Raw genomic sequence first — 15,949 nt, 5'->3', positions numbered from 1 at the left:
TGATTTAATACTAGTATACAGGGCCAGATAATTTGGTTCAGCACATGGAGACCACAAGATGAGCAAATTTCCCGTTGTAAAAACCGGCGAAAACGTAACCCGACAGGTTCTGGCCGATCATCCCGAGTTGATGGTTGTGGCGTTCCGGTTTGGCGCGGTGGGCGCGGAAGGGGCGTTGCACCACCATCCCCATATCCAGTCGACCTTTGTCGAAAGCGGGCGGTTCCGGTTCACGGTGGACGGCGAGGTGACCGACGTCGGCCCCGGCGACAGTTTTGTGATCCCTACCGAGGCGGTTCATGGCTGTGTCTGTCTGGAGCCGGGGACGTTGGTGGATTGTTTCACCCCGCGGCGTGACGACTTTTTATAAGGCCGCGTTTACGGGTTGGGACGAGTATCCGGCGCGGATCGATCCGCGCCGGATTTTTTATCAGCTGAACAACATGCCGCCGTTGATGTCGACGTTGGCACCGGTGATGAATGCCGCTTGGTCGCTGGCCAGATAGGCCACGAGATTGGCCACATCCATTGGCGCACCCTGACGTTTGAGCGGGGTCGCGCCCTCGACGATTTTACGCACTTCGGGCTTGGTAAAGATGTTGTGGAAATCGGTGTCGATCATGCCGGGGCAAACCGCATTGACGCGCACATCGGGACCGAGCTCTTTGGCCAGACCGCGCGTCATGGTCGTCACGGCACCTTTGGATGTGGCATAGGCCACCGCGCCGCCGCCGCCGCCATCACGACCCGCCTGGCTTGCGAGGTTGATGATTGCACCGCTTTTGAGGTGCGGCAAACAGGCTTTGACCATCAGGAAGGTGCTTGTGAGGTTGAGGTCCATCACCGCGTTCCAATGCTCAAGAGACATTTCGGCAATGGTTTTGCGTGCGATCAGGCCGCCTGTGTTGTTGACCAGAATGTCGACCCCCCCAAATTCGGACACGGCCTTGGCAACCAAAGCGTCTGCGCCCTCTTGGGTGTTCAGGTCGCCCTGAAGCGCTACGGCTTTGCCGCCTGCGGCTGTGATTTCGGCAACGGCCTCTTCGGCACCGGCGCTGCTTGAGAAGTAGTTGAGCACAACATTCGCGCCCTCCTGAGCCAGACGGACGGCGCATGCGCGTCCGATGTCGCGGCCTGCGCCGGTTACGATGGCTGTTTTACCGTTAAGGGTCATGCGTATTCTCCTACGTTTGGTGACCGGACGCCGTTACGACGTCGAATGTCTTTGGAATGACACCCCTGAAACGGGGCGCCGGAATTGGTGAAAGAAAGGCCGCAATCGCAACCTTGCCCGTCAAACAGAAAGGCCGCGGGGCGAGGCATGATCCTGTGCCGCCGGGGTGCCATAGATCTGTTCGATGCTCTTCAGCGCGACGCCTGACATGGACCCTCCCTTATATGTCTCGTGACGCTGACCGCGATCAGCCCTGACGGCGCATTGCTGCCGCCTTCAAAAATAGATTCGCTTCATTTTTCATTACTGGTATACTAGTAAGTGAACTGGGATACCAGAATTAATTCTGGGCGCCGTGGGTGAGGTCGCGGGCGAGGTCGCGGGCGAACCGTGGAGATGTGGCGCGGCGCGGTTGTGGGGGCAGGGGTCTGTGCGGGGACGTGTGGTGCCGAGCGGGCGGAGCCGGACGCGTGCCGGACGGGAAAGCGGCGCTGCAAAATGAGCCGGATCGGGAACTAGCCGTCCCGACGATATTGGGCTATGAACGGGCGAACGAGGAGACGTGAGACATGGACCAGATCACTCAAATACGTGATAGCCGCACGAATGTTGATATCATTTTTGACCATCTCTATGACGAGATTGCGTCTTTGCGCTTGTTGCCTGGGACCAAACTATCGGAGGCCGATGTGGCGGCCCGTTTCGGGGTGTCGCGTCAACCCGTGCGCGATGCGTTCAGCCGTCTCGAGAATTTGGATTTGCTGCTCATTCGCCGCCAAAAGGCAACGGAAGTCCGGCGGTTTTCATTGCAAGCTATTGCAAAGACACGATTTATTCGTTCCGCGGTCGAGGCCGAAGTGCTGCGCCGCGCGGCGCGTGAATGTGGGGTTGCGGATGGTGAGCTGCTTGATGCCGCGTTGGAACAACAGCGCGCTGCCTTGCTTGCACTGGATCACATTGCCTTTGGCAAACTGGATTACGAATTCCACCGGACCTTGTGTGAAATCGCCGAGGTTGATTTCGCGTTTGATGTTATCTCTGCGGAAAAGGCAAAGGTCGATCGCTTGTGTTTGCTCGGCCTGTCCAAACAGGACCGGATGCCCAAACTTTTGGCCGACCACGAAGCCATCGCCGCAAAGGTGAAGGCCGGCGATGGCGAGGGCGCGGTTGAGGTTGGCATGGCGCACTTGGCGCGGCTCGACGACACAATTGCGGCCATCACCCAACAGCATAGCAATTATTTCGAAGCTTAAGTCACGTCGCGGCCTGTGTTTTAAGGCCTGTTTTGCGCGGTGTTTGTCTGTGTGCCGGTCGTCGGCGCGGGGACTCGAAACCCGTTACCTTCCCCTATTTCATGTGGGGATGTGCATGTGGACGGGGACGGGCGGTGCAGCGTAAGTGCGGAGCGGGATCCGTTCGGGGTGCGCAGCGCAAAAAAGAATAGAATTTTTTCAATACTTTAGAGCTTGAGTCAGGGCGGAATGCGTATTCTGTGCGACAATTTTTTGACAGCCGAATTTCACTGGTATACTAGTATTAATCGCAGGCTATGAGTCGCAGCGGGGGTGAGTCTCGCAATCGCGACATGGCATAGGCGCATTCAAATTGATCAGGGAGGATCACGATGAGTTTTCTAAATGGGTTTAAAAACGTAGCACTGGGTGCCGTTTTGGTGGGAACCGCAGCGGCAACTGCCGGTGCAACCGAATTGCGCGGGTGGAACATCCACGTTGAGGATTATCCGGTGTCCATCGCTATGGATTCCTTCATGGCCGAAGTTGCCGAGCGCACCAATGGCGAGATCACAGGTAAAACATACCACAACGGCGTTTTGGGTAGCCAACCTGACGCCATCGAACAGATCCGCCTTGGCGTGATCGATTTCGGTGAATTCAGCCTCGGGCCAATGGGTCAGGCGATCCCCGAAACCAACGTTGTGTCCTTGCCCTTCATCTTCAAAAGCATCCCGCAGATGTATGAGCTGATGGACGGTGACGTTGGCGAAGCTATCGGCGAAGGCATGAAAGCCAAAGGCATCGTGCCTCTGGGGTGGTATGACGCGGGTGCGCGTTCGTTCTACAACTCGGTGCGCCCGATCAACACGCCCGCCGATGTCGAAGGTCTCAAAGTCCGCGTCATGAGCAACGATCTGTTCGTGAAAATGGTTGAATCCATGGACGGCAACGCGACACCTATGGCCTTTGCCGAGGTCTATCAGTCGATCAAGACCGGTGTTGTCGACGGTGCGGAAAACAACCCGCCATCCTATGAGTCCACCAACCACTACGAAGTTGCGAAATACTACTCGCTGACCGAGCACCTGATCATCCCCGAGTGCCTGTGCATGAGCCTGAAGTCGTGGGAGAAAATGACCCCCGAACAGCAGGAAATCGTCAAAGATGCCGGTCACAAGAGTGCGCTTTTGCAGCGTGAGCTTTGGGCCGCACGTGAAGCCGCAAGCATGGATACCGTCAAAGCAGGCGGTACAGAGGTCAACACGGTCGCTGACAAAGCACCGTTTCAGGCTGCTATGGCCCCTGTCTATGAGGGCTTCCTTGCCGACAATCCCGACCTGACCGATTTGGTCAACATGATCCGCAACGCGGACTAACCCGGCGTTGAGATCTCAGGGGCCCGTTTGTCAAAGTACAAGCGGGCCTTTCGGGTCCAATATGGGTATGTTCCATCGCTATGCGGAGGCTCCAATGTCGCATACATCTCCATTCCTTGCGTTTCTTGAGCGGGCGTTAGATTTCATCAGTACGCTGTGCCTGTTGATCGCATCCGTCTCTCTTGTTGTTTTGATTGCTACCTTCGGGTGGCTTGTATTCGGGCGTTACGTGCTCAACGTCACGCCGACATGGGTGGAGCAACTTGCGCTCTTGCTCATTTGCTACATCGCCTTTCTCGGGGCTGCCGCGGGGGTCAAGGAAGACACCCACATCGGCGTGACCCTGTTTCGCGATATGTTGCCGTTTGGGTCCCAAAAGGTGGTGATGATCGCAATCGACATCGCCATGGCTGTTTTCGGCACCGTCATGTTGATCGCGGGCATCACATTGATGCGGTTCGGCTGGGGAACCCTGTTGCCGATGCTCAATATCCCCGAAAGCTTTCGCACCCTGGCCATCACATCGTGCGGGGCGTTGATTTTGTTGTTTGCCGGGACCCGTGCGCTTGTTCGCATTCTGAAATTCAGGGCGTGGTCGCCCGCCGACGCATATAAGGAAAACTGATATGGGATTGGCCATTTTGTTGGGCGTCTTTGGCGTCGGCGTCGTGATCGGGTTTCCGGTTGCCTTTGCTATGGGGATTGCTGCGGCCTCCGCGTTTTGGTTCGAGGGCTTTCCGATGCTCATCACGTTCCAACGCGCCACGGCGGGCGTGACCGTTTTCTCCTTGCTCGCAATTCCGTTCTTTGTCTTTGCAGGCGAGATCATGCTGCACGGCGGTATCGCCTCGCGGTTGGTCAAACTGGCCTCTGCCCTGGTCGGGCATTTCAAGGGCGGGTTGGCGATGGTCAACATTTTTTCGAGCATGTTGTTCGGCGGGATTTCCGGCTCTGCGGTGGCGGACATCTCGGCCCTCGGGTCGCTGTTGGTCCCCGTGATGAAAGAGCGCGGCTACCGGCCTGATTTTGCGGTCAACGTCACTGTGACATCCTCCATTGCGGGTATCGTGATCCCGCCGAGCCATAACATGATCATCTTTGCGGTGGCGGCGGGGGGCGGCATTTCGGTGTCCAAACTGTTCCTCGCGGGTGTGATCCCCGGTATTTTGATGTGCGTCAGCTTGGCGGTTGCCGCCTATATCCTGTCGATCAAACACAATTATCCGTCCGAGCCGTTCCCCGGTTGGCGGGTTGTGGCAAAGGCCTCCGCCGATGCGATTCCGGGCTTTATGACGGCTGTGATTATCGTGGGTGGTACGCTGTCGGGCGTGTTCACCGTCACCGAGTCCGGTGCGTTCGGGGCGCTTTATGCGGTGCTCTTGACCAAATTCTACTACCGCAGCCTCAGCATGGCGTCGTTCAAAACCGCCGTCACAGGAGCGGTGCGCACCACCGCCATGGTGATGATCCTGATCGCCTTCGCAAGCTCGTTTGCCTATCTGTTGGCGCTTTATCAGGTGCCGGCGAAATTGAGCAGCCTGTTGGTGTCGATCTCGGACAATCCGATTGTGATCTTGCTGATGATCAACGTGATCTTGTTGATCCTCGGGATGATCATGGACATGGCCGCGCTGATCCTGATCTGTACGCCGATCTTCCTGCCGATTGCGGTCGGGCTTGGCATGGATCCGACCCAGTTCGGTATTATGATGCTGATCAACCTTGGCCTTGGCCTTTGCACGCCGCCCGTCGGGACGTGTCTCTTTGTGGGCTGTGCCGTGGGCCGGATCAAGATCGAGGAAGCGCTTAAATCCATCTGGCCGTTCTATCTGGCCATTCTGGTGGCGTTGGTTCTGGTCACCTATGTGCCGGCCATCTCGCTTTGGTTGCCGTCTCTGTACGACTGATCACCGGGACATCTCATCGTAAAGAGGGCGGGTTTTCCCGCCCTCTTTTTTGTTGGCCAGTCGCTTGGTTTGCGTGTCTCGGTGTTGTGGTCAGCAAATAAAAACCCTCACACTTGAGTGATTGCTCAAATTATGTATTGAGTAATCACTCAAATGGCCTTAGGTGGATGTCAGACGAAACGCATACACATCCAAGGAGCCAGAGAGCCACCATGACCGATTTCACCATCCACACGATCGAAAGCGCCCCCGAAGAGTCCAAAGCGGGCCTTGAAACCTCGTTCAAAACCAATGGCCGCGTCCCCGGATTGCATGGCGTTATGGCCGAAGCGCCCGCTCTTCTGGCCGCCTATCACTTTGCCCACGCACAATTCATGGCGACGAGCTTTGATGCCGAGGAAAAGACCGTTGTGTGGCAATCCGTGAACGTGGAGCAGAACTGCCACTACTGCGTCCCCGCCCACACCGGTATCGCCAAAATGATGAAGGTCGATGACGCCATCACCGAGGCGCTGCGCAATGAAACACCGCTGCCCACCGCAAAACTCGAAGCCCTGCGCACCTTTACACTGGACGTCGTGCGCAACCGCGGGTTCGTTGACGAGGCCGCGACACAGGCGTTCCTCGATGCGGGCTACACACAGCGTCACATCCTTGAGGTCATCCTGGGCGTGTCCCAAAAAGTGATGTCGAACTACACCAACCACTTTGCCCAAACACCGGTGGATCAGGTGTTCCAAAAATTCGCATGGCAAAAAGCCGAGTGATCTGACGGGCGGCCTGCGTTTTGTGCGGGCCGCCCCTCTTGTCTGATCGCGCCGGTTTTGGTTAACCGGTCTGCAAGATGCGCAGATGCGCCAAGGAGGCGAAATGACCGACCGAACATCCCCCGAAGCTTCCCCCCAAGAGGCCCCGTTGCGCATTGATATCATCTCCGACGTGATGTGCCCGTGGTGCATTATCGGCTACCGCCAACTCGCCGCGGCCCTCACGACCAAAGGCGTGGCACATGACATCCATTGGCATCCGTTCGAGTTGAACCCGAATATGCCCCCCGAGGGGCAGGATATGCGCGAACATCTGGCCGAAAAATACGGCACCACGCCCGCGCAATCCGAGGACAACCGCAATCGCTTGACGGCGTTGGGGGCCGACCTCGGGGTTGTGTTCAATTTCGACGACAGCTTCCGGATGCACAACACCTTCAACGCCCATCAGCTGTTGCATTGGGCGGACGGGCAGGGGCGCAAACACGACCTGAAACAAGCGCTGTTTGTCGCGCATTTCACCAACGCCCGCGACCTGTCCGACATCGCCGTTCTTGCGGATATTGCCGCCGAAACCGGTCTGGACCGCACCGAGGCGCTTGCCGTGCTCACCGACCAACGGTTTGCCGCGGCCGTGCGCGAAGAGCAACAATTCTGGACCCGAAACGGTATCCAGAGTGTGCCTGCCATCGTGTTCGACCGTCAACATCTGGTGACAGGGGCGCAAGGCGTTGATACCTATGTTAACATTCTCGATCAGCTCGCGAACCTGCGGGCTTGAGGACATCGTTACCCGTTGAGAGGACCCGCCATGGCCCGTGCCGCCCCCTATGATCGCGACGCCGCACTGGATGCGGCTATGGCGCTGTTTTGGGACAAGGGCTATCACGCCACATCGCTCAAAGATCTCGAGGCAACATTGGCGATGAAACCCGGCAGCATCTATGCTGCGTTCACGAGTAAGGAAAACCTCTATCTCCTGGCGTTGGAGCGCTATTTCGAGACGTCCCGCTCGGGGATTCGTGCGGCGATGGCGCGTGCGCCAAGTCCGCTCACAGGGCTTGCCAACCATTTTCGCGGCTTTGCACGTCTCGCGCCGCATGACACTGCCCGTCAGGCCTGTATGATGACCAAGACCCTGATTGACACCCGCACCACCGACCCCGCGATTGTGGAACAGGCCCGCGGTTATCTGGCCGCAATGCAACAAGAGTTCAGTGCGTGTTTTGCACGTGCCGTGGCCATCGGTGAATTGCCCGACACGGCCGATCCCGACCGCCTTGCGCGGCGCTATCTGGCCAATATTTCCGCCCTGCGCATCGAGCTTGCCCGTGGCGCACCACCCGAGGATGTGCTGACCCTCGCCGAGGATATGGCGCTCGAAGTCGAAGGGCTGCGCGCTGTCATCCCCGCGCCCTGAATGCATGTCATCGTGAGGTGTTGAGTCAAATGCGGGTGTAGTTTTGCACCGATTTTTTACGGCTATGCGCTACACCTGTGCCCCATGACATGTATTCCGCGCAAAACCCTTTTCGTCCATTTAGGGACCGAAAAAACCGGCACGACCTCCATTCAAACCGCCCTGACCCGACATGAGGCAACGGTGCGGGCGGCGGGCGTCAGTTATATAAAGGCGTTTCGGCGGGGTATCTGCCATAACGGGTTAACGCGCATGATGCGCGAAGAGGGCCGTGATAGCTTTATCCGCGGAAAAATCGCCCGCGAGGTAGAGGCAACCCACCAAAGCAAGCTGTTGATTTCAAGTGAGACAGCCTATGGAACCTACCCGACCCGAAAAATGATGTCGGTGTTGGGGGGGATGAAAGACATTGATATAAAAGCGCTCTTTTATTTTCGCAGACAGGATTTGTTTCTCGAAAGTCTGGCCAAACAGCGCGGGAAAACGGGCAATCTGGCGGGCGGTTATTTGCCGTTCATTTATGCGCGTCGTGACAAGGCGGACTACGCCGGTTTTCTGCGTGCCATGCGCACACGGTTCAACGATATTGCATGGTCGGCGCATCTGTATGACCGGGCGCATCTGCACCGTCAGGATGCGGTGAGCGACCTGTTTCACCGGATCGGGTTGGACGGGGTGGAGGTGGCGACACAGACACGGATGGTGGCAAACCGCACCCCGTCCTTGCCATTTATCGCCGCGTTGTCGGAATGTGGGTTTTCCGACCCGTCCGAGCGGCGCGCATTGTTACACAGCGCACTGGCGCACTCTCCGGCGACATTTTTCAAAACCGCTGATGTCTTGACGGCGGAGCAACGTGCGGAGCTGATGGATGGGTACCGCGCCTGTAATGCGGCGATGTCCGATGAGGTCGGTGTCGATCTGGTCAAGCTGTTCCACGATGATGTGGCGTGGGACGGGGTGTCCGGCGCCATCAGCGATTCTGACGAGTGGGATTGGGCCGTTCAGGCCGCGCGGCTCGAGATCGGTCGTTTGACCAAACTGGCGCGTCTCGACGCCGCCGCCTGACGCGCCCAGTCAAGCGCGCCCAGTCAAGCGCGCCTTGTCAAATGGCCCAGTCAAACGTCCCTGTCAAACGTTCCGGATTTACGTTGCTCCGAGGGCTACCACGAGCGGAAACGTTACAGGTCTGACAGGTGAACCCGTCCCCCGCCAAGGCGATCGAGGTGCGCGTCGATGCCATGATGGGTGACGAGCAGGGGGCGATCCTGTCGGGAGGATTTTGGACCTGTCCCCGCCTTTGCGGGTCTGGGGCAGCGCGGCTCAATCCACACGACCGTGTTTCGCCGTAGGGGGGATTGTTACGTGTCTGGCTGAGGGCGAAAGCCGCAAAGTGACGCTCCGCTCCAAACTGCGCGACGTCGCATTTTCACGCCGGTTCAAGGGGATTTGATGTGCGTCAAATCGCGCGCCCTCTTTCTCCTTTAGGGGGAAGGTTATATATCCGACAAAAGAACTCTGAAATTGGGTGCTCGCATGACATCGTTCCAACATTTCGCCGCCATTGGTCTCTTTTCGCTTTGCGTGGCGGGCGCCCAGGCGCAGAACCTCGAGACGCTCGACGGATTGGGGGAGGCGCTTTTCTTTGATGTGAACCTGTCGCAAAACCGCACGCAATCCTGTGCCTCGTGCCATGATCCGGAGCGCGGGTTTGCCGACCCGCGCGGGGCCGCGTCCATCGGTGATGACGGGGTCTCTTTGGGGGATCGTAATGCGCCGACCGTGACCTATGCCGCGTTGGCCCCTGCGTTTCATCGCAACAAGGATGGCCGTTGGATTGGTGGCCAGTTTCACGATGGACGAGCCGCCACGCTAGAGGATCAGGCGGGCGGGCCGCCGCTCAACCCGATCGAAATGGGGATGCCCGATCAGGCGTCTGTGGTGGCACGGTTGCGCGAGACCGAAGACTATGTGACGGCATTCGAGGCCCGGTTCGGCGCGGGGGTTCTGGACAACGCCGAGTTGGGGTATGAGGCGATGACACAGGCCATCGCGGCCTTTGAACGCCGCGACAGCTTTTCGCCCTTTGACAGCAAATATGACCGCTACCTGCGCGGCGAGGTAGAATTGACCCGTGAGGAATTGCTTGGCGAGACGCTGTTCTTTTCGCAGCAATTCACCAATTGCAACCTGTGTCACCAACTTCATTCACGGCCGGGCGCGGAGCGCGAGACCTTCACAAACTATGACTATTTCAACATTGGTGTGCCAAATAATACCGATTTACGTGGTATGAATGGCGTAAAGTTGGACAAAACGGACAACGGCCTTGCGGACAATCCGTTGGCGAAGGCGCCCGAAAATTACGGGAAATTCAAAGTGCCGACCCTGCGCAATGTCGCCGTGACAGGACCGTATATGCACAACGGGGTGTTTGCGGATTTGCGTACGGTGGTGTTGTTTTATAACCGCTACAACTCCAAAGCCGTCGAGAGACAGATCAATCCTGAAACCGGGAAAATCTTTGGTCCGATGCCGGTGATGCAGACCTTGGCCTTTCAGGAGCTGACCGAAGGCGATGCGCTAGACGACGCTGAAATCGATGCGCTCGTCGCCTTTATGAAAACGCTCACGGATGCGCGCTACGAGCATTTGCTCGACGAATAAACCGTCCGGTCATACGATGAACTCAGGCCCTGCGCAATCGCAACGCGGGGCCTGTGCGCATTCGCGGGATTTGCAGACTTTCTTTCGCATTTCATTTGGTATACCAAAACTGAAAGACCCCGCTATAGTTGCGGGAAAAGATGCGTAGGGAGGAACCTTCATGTCCGATTTGATCTTTGCCGATAGCCTGTCCCGTCTGGGTACAGAGAGTGCCTTCATGGTGTTGGCCCGCGCGGGCAAACTCGCAGCCCAAGGGCGTGACATCATCAACCTCGGGATTGGCCAACCCGATTTTCAAACCCCCGATCATATCGTCGAGGCCGGTATCAAGGCGCTCAAGGATGGGCATCACGGCTACACCCCCGCCAACGGTTTGCCCGTTTTACGCGAGGCGGTGGCCGCCGATTTGAACCGCCGCCACGGTGTCGAGGTGAACCCCGATAACGTTGTGGTTGTGCCTGGCGGCAAGCCGACGATGTTCTTTGCAGTGTTGATGTTCGGTCAGCCGGGGACGGAAATCATGTACCCCAATCCCGGCTTTCCGATCTATGAAAGTGTCATCAAATACTCCGGCGCCACGCCTGTTCCGATTGGATTGAAAGAGGAAAACGGCTTTGCCTTCAAGGCCGAGGACGTGCTGTCCAAAATCACCGACAAGACACGTCTCATCATTATCAACAGCCCTGCAAACCCCACGGGCGGCGTGACGCCAAAAGAGGAAATTGACAAACTTGTCAAAGGCTTGTTGGATCATCCCCATGTCGCACTATTGTCCGACGAAATCTATTCACAGATGCTCTATGGCGGACGTGAACATGTCTCGCTCCTGCAATATCCCGAAATTCGCGACCGTCTCATCATGTTGGACGGGTGGTCCAAAACCTATGCGATGACGGGGTGGCGATTGGGCTATGCGGTGTGGCCCGATGCGGCGGTCGATCACGTGACGCGCCTGTGCATCAATGATCATTCCTGTGTCAATGCGTCGGCGCAATATGCGGGCCTTGCGGCTCTGACGGGGCCACAAGATGCGGTGACGTCGATGGTGGCCCAGTTCGACAAGCGGCGCGAGGCGATCGTCTCCATGCTCAACGCCCTTCCCGGTGTGCGGTGCGCCGATGCGGGCGGGGCGTTTTATGCCTTTCCCAATATCGAGGGGACGGGTCTGTCGGCGATGGAGGCGCAAAACAGGTTCCTCGACGAGGCGGGTGTCGCGACCGTGGCGGGAACCTCCTTTGGTGCATGGGGGGAGGGTTATTTGCGGTTCTCCTATGCCAACTCCCTCGACAATATCGAAGAGGCTATTTCACGCATCCGAAAGCTGCTTTGAGTGTGAATCCGGCCTTATAATTGTACAAATCGAACATCTTTTCCGAAAGGACGACTTATGACTGATACGCCTCTCCTGATCGTCGGCGCCCCCGTGACTGACGAGGAACGCGCCCGCCTAGAGGCCGCATACCCATCGGTTTACGCGGCTACAAATGCTGACATGGCCGCCCTTGATGCGGCGACCCGCGCGGGTATCAGGGTCATGGCCTATAAGGGGCACGACCCGCTTGGCAGCGCGCAGATGGACCTGTTCGAGAACCTTGGCGTGATTGCAAACTTTGGCGTTGGCTATGATGCCATCGACGTCGAGGCGGCCAGCGCGCGCGGTATCAAAGTCACCAATACCCCCGATGTCCTCAACGATGATGTGGCCGATTTGACCGTTGGCATGATGCTTGCCTATGCACGTGATTTGGTGCGTGGCGATGCGTGGGTGCGCGGCGGGACATGGGCCACGGGCAAGGCGCTTCCGCTGAACCGTAAAATGTCGGGTGCAAAGGTTGGCGTGGTCGGCATGGGCCGGATCGGGCGCGATATTGCCGACCGTTTGGCCGCGTTCAAAATGGATATCCACTATCACGCGCGGTCGGAAAAAGAGACGCCGGGCTGGACCTATCACGCCGATGTCGTAGAGATGGCCAAGGCGGTGGATTGGCTCGTGATTGCGATTGTGGGTGGCGAATCCACCCGTAATTATGTCTCCAAAGCGTGCCTTGAGGCGCTTGGCCCGCGTGGCGTTGTGGTCAACATCTCGCGCGGTACGACCGTGGACGAGGGGGCTCTTCTGGACGCTCTGGAACAAGGCACAATCGAGGGCGCGGCCTTGGATGTGTTCCTTGGGGAGCCTAAAATTGACGAGCGTTTTCTGGCACTTGATAATGTTCTTTTGCAACCGCACCAAGGTTCCGCCACGGTGGAAACCCGCCGTGCAATGGCCGAAGTCCAGTTGTCGAATGTGGTGGCCTACCTCGAAGGGCGTGACCTCGTTACGCCTGTAAATTAAGGAACGTTCCCATGTCGATGGATCTGATCGCCAACCCGTTCAAACGCGCTATTCTGGCGGGGCATCAACAGATCGGGATGTGGAACACAATCCGCGACCCCTATATCGGTGAGATGCTTGCGGGGACGGGGTATGATTGGATCCTGATCGACTGTGAACACACGCCGCGCGACCTCGATAACGTGCTGCAGATGATCCAGGCCATGGGGCGGCACGATGTCGCCCCTGTGGTCCGTGTGACCCATATGGATGCCGCCGAGATCAAGCGCGTGCTCGATATCGGGGCGCAAAATATCCTTGTGCCATACGTGCGTGATGTGGCGGAGGCCGAGGCGGCCGCACAGGCCGTGGCCTATCCGCCACGGGGCATTCGTGGCATGGGCGGGGCGACCCGCGCCAATATGTTCGGGGAAGTGGACGGCTATTTCGCCCGCGCCCGTGACGAGATTTGCCTCATGGTACAGGTTGAAACCAAAGGGGCGCTTGATGATTTGGAGGCGATCGCCGCCGTGGACGGCATCGATGCGATTTTCATCGGTCCGGCGGATCTGGCGGCCTCGCTTGGCTATCCCGGGCAGCTCGATCATCCTGTGGTGATCGAGGCGGTCACAAGCGGGTTGCGGCGCATCCGCGCGGCGGGGAAACCGGCGGGATTCTTGTCGGTGGATCAAGGGATGCTTGATCTCGCCGTGGAGGCGGGCAGCCTGTTTACCGCGATCGACATCGACAGCCTGTTGTTGAAACGGGCGGTGAAATCGCGCCTTTCAGATGTTCGAAAATGGCAAAAGGGCTAAGGCGTTTCCACCCTAGCCCTTTGAAATTCCATACGAATGATTGAGCAAAGCCGCGTGCGTCAGGACGCGGCTTTGTCGTCCTCGAGAAAGTAACGGATGTTGTCCTCAAAGCTCTCGTCGGCCTCAAGGCCAAGCGACAGTGCCTTGTCCGCGTGAATGTCGAACCGCCATCCTTTGACGATCTCCCAGACCTCTGGCTGCTCTTCGAACTTGATGCGCTTTTCCGCCTCCGGGCCGGTCACGGCGGTCATGGCGTCGATCATCTGGCCGATGGTCCATGTGCGACCGGGCATGGTCATGGCGCGGTTCTGGCCAAGACGTTCGGCGGGAATTTCCGCACCTTTGATCAGGTTCTCGATGCATTTGCGCGGGCTGAGGTAGTAATGGGGAAAGTCACGTGACACGGGACAGGTGGCCTCTTGTCCCTGTAACGGCTCGCGGAAAATCGACGACATGAACCCGCTTGCGGCGCGGTTCGGTTTACCGGGGCGCACCGAGATGGTGGGCAGGCGCAGCGCACGGCCATCGACAAAGCCTTTGCGCGAATAGTCGTTGATCATCAACTCGCCCGCGGCCTTTTGCCCGCCATAGGAGGTCTGCGGGTTGAGGTAGGAATTGTCGGTGATCGGGTCGGGGACATCACCGCCGAATACCGCGATGGAGGAGGTAAAGACCACGGTGGCTTTGGTGCCCAATTCGCGCACGCGCTCAAGCACGTTCATGGTGCCGAACATGTTGATGGCATAGCCGAGGTCGAACTCTTCTTCGGCCTGACCTGATACGATGGCGGCGAGCAGGTAAATCACATCGGTGTCGGCGTCGACCACGGTGGCGATGGAGGCGCGGTCGGTGATGTCGCAGGTGACGCGCTCGACGGTGAACGGCGCCTCGACGGGGGCGGGGTCAACCACATCGGCCAGGACGAGCGAGTCGATGCTCTGGCCTTTGAGGGTGCCGCGTTTGGCCAGAGCTTTGGCCAGTTTCTGGCCGACGAGACCGCCGCCGCCGATGATACAGATTTTCATGTGAATACTCCTTGGGTGTGCCGAATATGGGGGTGTTCCGGATATGGTGTCTCGGGGTGTGGGGGCGTGGCATGTCGCGCCACAGACCCGCGTGTTAAATGAGGCCGCGTGCCGCGAGGTTGCGCATCAGCGCACTGGCGCCAAAGGTCCATGGCGGACAGTCGGGCGACAGGCGCACGGTGTTGGTCAACGTGCCTAAATTCGGCTCTGAAATCTCGACGACATCGCCGATGTGGTGGGTGAACCCCTGTCCCTTTGCATCGCGGTCTTTGACGGGGGCAAAGAGGGTCCCGAGAAAGAGGAAAAACCCGTCGGGGTACTGGTGATGTGCGCCACAGGTTTGGGCCGCGAGATCCGCAGGGGCGCGCGAGATTTTGGTCATGGAGGAATGGCCATCAAGGACAAACCCGTCGGTCCCTGTCACCGTCAAGGTCAACTCGGCACTCTCGACGTCGGGCAATGCATATGTTTCGTCAAACAGGCGCACAAACGGGCCGATGGAGCAGGAGGCATTGTTGTCCTTTGCCTTGCCGAGCAACAGCGCCGAACGGCCCTCGACATCGCGCAGGTTCACATCATTGCCAAGGGTCGCGCCCTTGATCTGCCCGCGTGAATTGACGGCCAGAACGATCTCGGGTTCGGGGTTGTTCCACTTCGATACGGGGTGCAGGCCCACGGCGGCGCCATAGCCCACGGAGGAGAGCGGCTGTCCTTTGGTGAACACTTCGGCGTCGGGGCCGATGCCCACTTCGAGGTACTGCGACCACAGGCCCTCGGCCTGTAGCACCGCCTTGACCTCCATTGCCTTGTCCGAACCGGGAATAATGCCCGAAAGACTATCGCCGATCTTGTCCTTGACGCGGGCGCGAATGGCCTCGGCGGCGGCAAAATCACCGGCGGCCTGTTCTTCGATCACGCGTTCGACCATGCTTTCGGCAAAGGTCACGCCACAGGCTTTGACCGCTTGCAAATCGCACGGGGCCAACAGGCGCAGTGCATCGGCGGCGGCGTCGGGTGTGGAGTGGTGCGCAAGCTCGCCCAGTGTCCCGATCTGTGCGCCCTTGGCGGCTTTGACATAGCCCGCAGGATCGTCCATTTCCATCAGGTCGCGCAGGGTCGGCGCGTCTTTGGAGGTGATGTCGACAAGCGTGTCACCGCGCAGGGTGACAAGGCAAGGGCCGATGCCCTCGCGCCAGATACGACCGACAAAAGTGCCCTCGGGGGCGTGGTTGGAATGGGGAAGCATGAG

16 protein-coding genes are annotated in these 15,949 nt (G+C 58.4%); 13 read left to right on the top strand and 3 right to left on the bottom strand.

The genetic code is table 11. The annotated features are described in order from the left end of the window. Window positions 1-58: 58 nt before the first annotated feature. On the top strand, window positions 59-370 hold the full coding sequence (locus tag ACN0Q0_RS00340) for a cupin domain-containing protein (protein WP_417241358.1): 312 nt from the start codon (window positions 59-61) through the stop codon (window positions 368-370). 60 nt (window positions 371-430) lie between these two features. On the opposite strand, the gene ACN0Q0_RS00335 is transcribed toward ACN0Q0_RS00340, so the two are convergent. Further along, window positions 431-1,174, bottom strand: a complete 744-nt coding sequence (locus ACN0Q0_RS00335) for an SDR family NAD(P)-dependent oxidoreductase (RefSeq protein WP_417241357.1) — start codon at window positions 1,172-1,174, stop codon at window positions 431-433. A gap of 569 nt (window positions 1,175-1,743) precedes the next feature. Between ACN0Q0_RS00335 and ACN0Q0_RS00330 the strand changes: the two genes are divergently transcribed. The 12 genes from ACN0Q0_RS00330 (at window position 1,744) to ACN0Q0_RS00275 (ending at window position 13,675) form a co-directional block, all read left to right on the top strand. Further along, entirely contained in the window at window positions 1,744-2,427 is a 684-nt protein-coding gene (locus ACN0Q0_RS00330) for a GntR family transcriptional regulator (protein WP_417241356.1), read from the top strand. Between the two features lie 371 nt (window positions 2,428-2,798). Beyond that, a complete protein-coding gene (locus ACN0Q0_RS00325) occupies window positions 2,799-3,785 on the top strand; it encodes a TRAP transporter substrate-binding protein (RefSeq protein ID WP_417241355.1) in 987 nt (328 codons plus the stop codon). Window positions 3,786-3,879: 94 nt separating this feature from the next. Further along, on the top strand, window positions 3,880-4,410 hold the full coding sequence (locus ACN0Q0_RS00320) for a TRAP transporter small permease (protein ID WP_417241354.1): 531 nt from the start codon (window positions 3,880-3,882) through the stop codon (window positions 4,408-4,410). 1 nt (window position 4,411) lies between these two features. Next, on the top strand, window positions 4,412-5,692 hold the full coding sequence (locus tag ACN0Q0_RS00315) for a TRAP transporter large permease (protein ID WP_417241353.1): 1,281 nt from the start codon (window positions 4,412-4,414) through the stop codon (window positions 5,690-5,692). 212 nt (window positions 5,693-5,904) lie between these two features. After that, window positions 5,905-6,459 (top strand): carboxymuconolactone decarboxylase family protein, encoded by a 555-nt coding sequence (locus tag ACN0Q0_RS00310; RefSeq protein ID WP_417241352.1) that lies wholly within the window; start codon window positions 5,905-5,907, stop codon window positions 6,457-6,459. 103 nt (window positions 6,460-6,562) lie between these two features. After that, the gene (locus ACN0Q0_RS00305; protein WP_417241351.1) at window positions 6,563-7,240 is read left to right on the top strand and encodes a DsbA family oxidoreductase; all 678 of its coding nucleotides are present in this window, start codon (window positions 6,563-6,565) and stop codon (window positions 7,238-7,240) included. 30 nt (window positions 7,241-7,270) lie between these two features. Further along, window positions 7,271-7,879 carry a TetR/AcrR family transcriptional regulator gene (locus ACN0Q0_RS00300; RefSeq protein ID WP_417241350.1) on the top strand — a complete coding sequence of 203 codons (609 nt, stop codon included), beginning with the start codon at window positions 7,271-7,273 and terminating at the stop codon, window positions 7,877-7,879. A gap of 252 nt (window positions 7,880-8,131) precedes the next feature. After that, window positions 8,132-8,947, top strand: coding sequence for a hypothetical protein (locus ACN0Q0_RS00295; protein WP_417241349.1), 816 nt, complete (start codon window positions 8,132-8,134; stop codon window positions 8,945-8,947). Between the two features lie 468 nt (window positions 8,948-9,415). Further along, on the top strand, window positions 9,416-10,546 hold the full coding sequence (locus tag ACN0Q0_RS00290; RefSeq protein WP_417241348.1) for a cytochrome-c peroxidase: 1,131 nt from the start codon (window positions 9,416-9,418) through the stop codon (window positions 10,544-10,546). A gap of 160 nt (window positions 10,547-10,706) precedes the next feature. Next, window positions 10,707-11,876, top strand: coding sequence for a pyridoxal phosphate-dependent aminotransferase (locus ACN0Q0_RS00285; RefSeq protein ID WP_417241347.1), 1,170 nt, complete (start codon window positions 10,707-10,709; stop codon window positions 11,874-11,876). 57 nt (window positions 11,877-11,933) lie between these two features. Beyond that, on the top strand, window positions 11,934-12,881 hold the full coding sequence (locus ACN0Q0_RS00280) for a 2-hydroxyacid dehydrogenase (protein ID WP_417241346.1): 948 nt from the start codon (window positions 11,934-11,936) through the stop codon (window positions 12,879-12,881). Between the two features lie 11 nt (window positions 12,882-12,892). Further along, window positions 12,893-13,675, top strand: coding sequence for an HpcH/HpaI aldolase family protein (locus ACN0Q0_RS00275; RefSeq protein WP_417241345.1), 783 nt, complete (start codon window positions 12,893-12,895; stop codon window positions 13,673-13,675). 59 nt (window positions 13,676-13,734) lie between these two features. Here the strand turns inward: ACN0Q0_RS00275 and denD are convergent, their stop codons facing one another. After that, window positions 13,735-14,700, bottom strand: a complete 966-nt coding sequence (gene denD, locus ACN0Q0_RS00270) for a D-erythronate dehydrogenase (protein ID WP_417241344.1) — start codon at window positions 14,698-14,700, stop codon at window positions 13,735-13,737. A gap of 94 nt (window positions 14,701-14,794) precedes the next feature. Next, complete coding sequence (locus tag ACN0Q0_RS00265) at window positions 14,795-15,946, bottom strand: fumarylacetoacetate hydrolase family protein (protein ID WP_417241343.1); 1,152 nt, start codon at window positions 15,944-15,946, stop codon at window positions 14,795-14,797. Between the last annotated feature and the right edge of the window lie 3 nt (window positions 15,947-15,949).

The sequence above is a fragment of the Celeribacter sp. genome (assembly GCF_048259695.1).
Classification (GTDB): domain Bacteria; phylum Pseudomonadota; class Alphaproteobacteria; order Rhodobacterales; family Rhodobacteraceae; genus Celeribacter.
The sequence above is the reverse complement of the archived record's forward strand: the minus strand, read 5'-3'. Positions and strand labels throughout refer to the sequence as shown.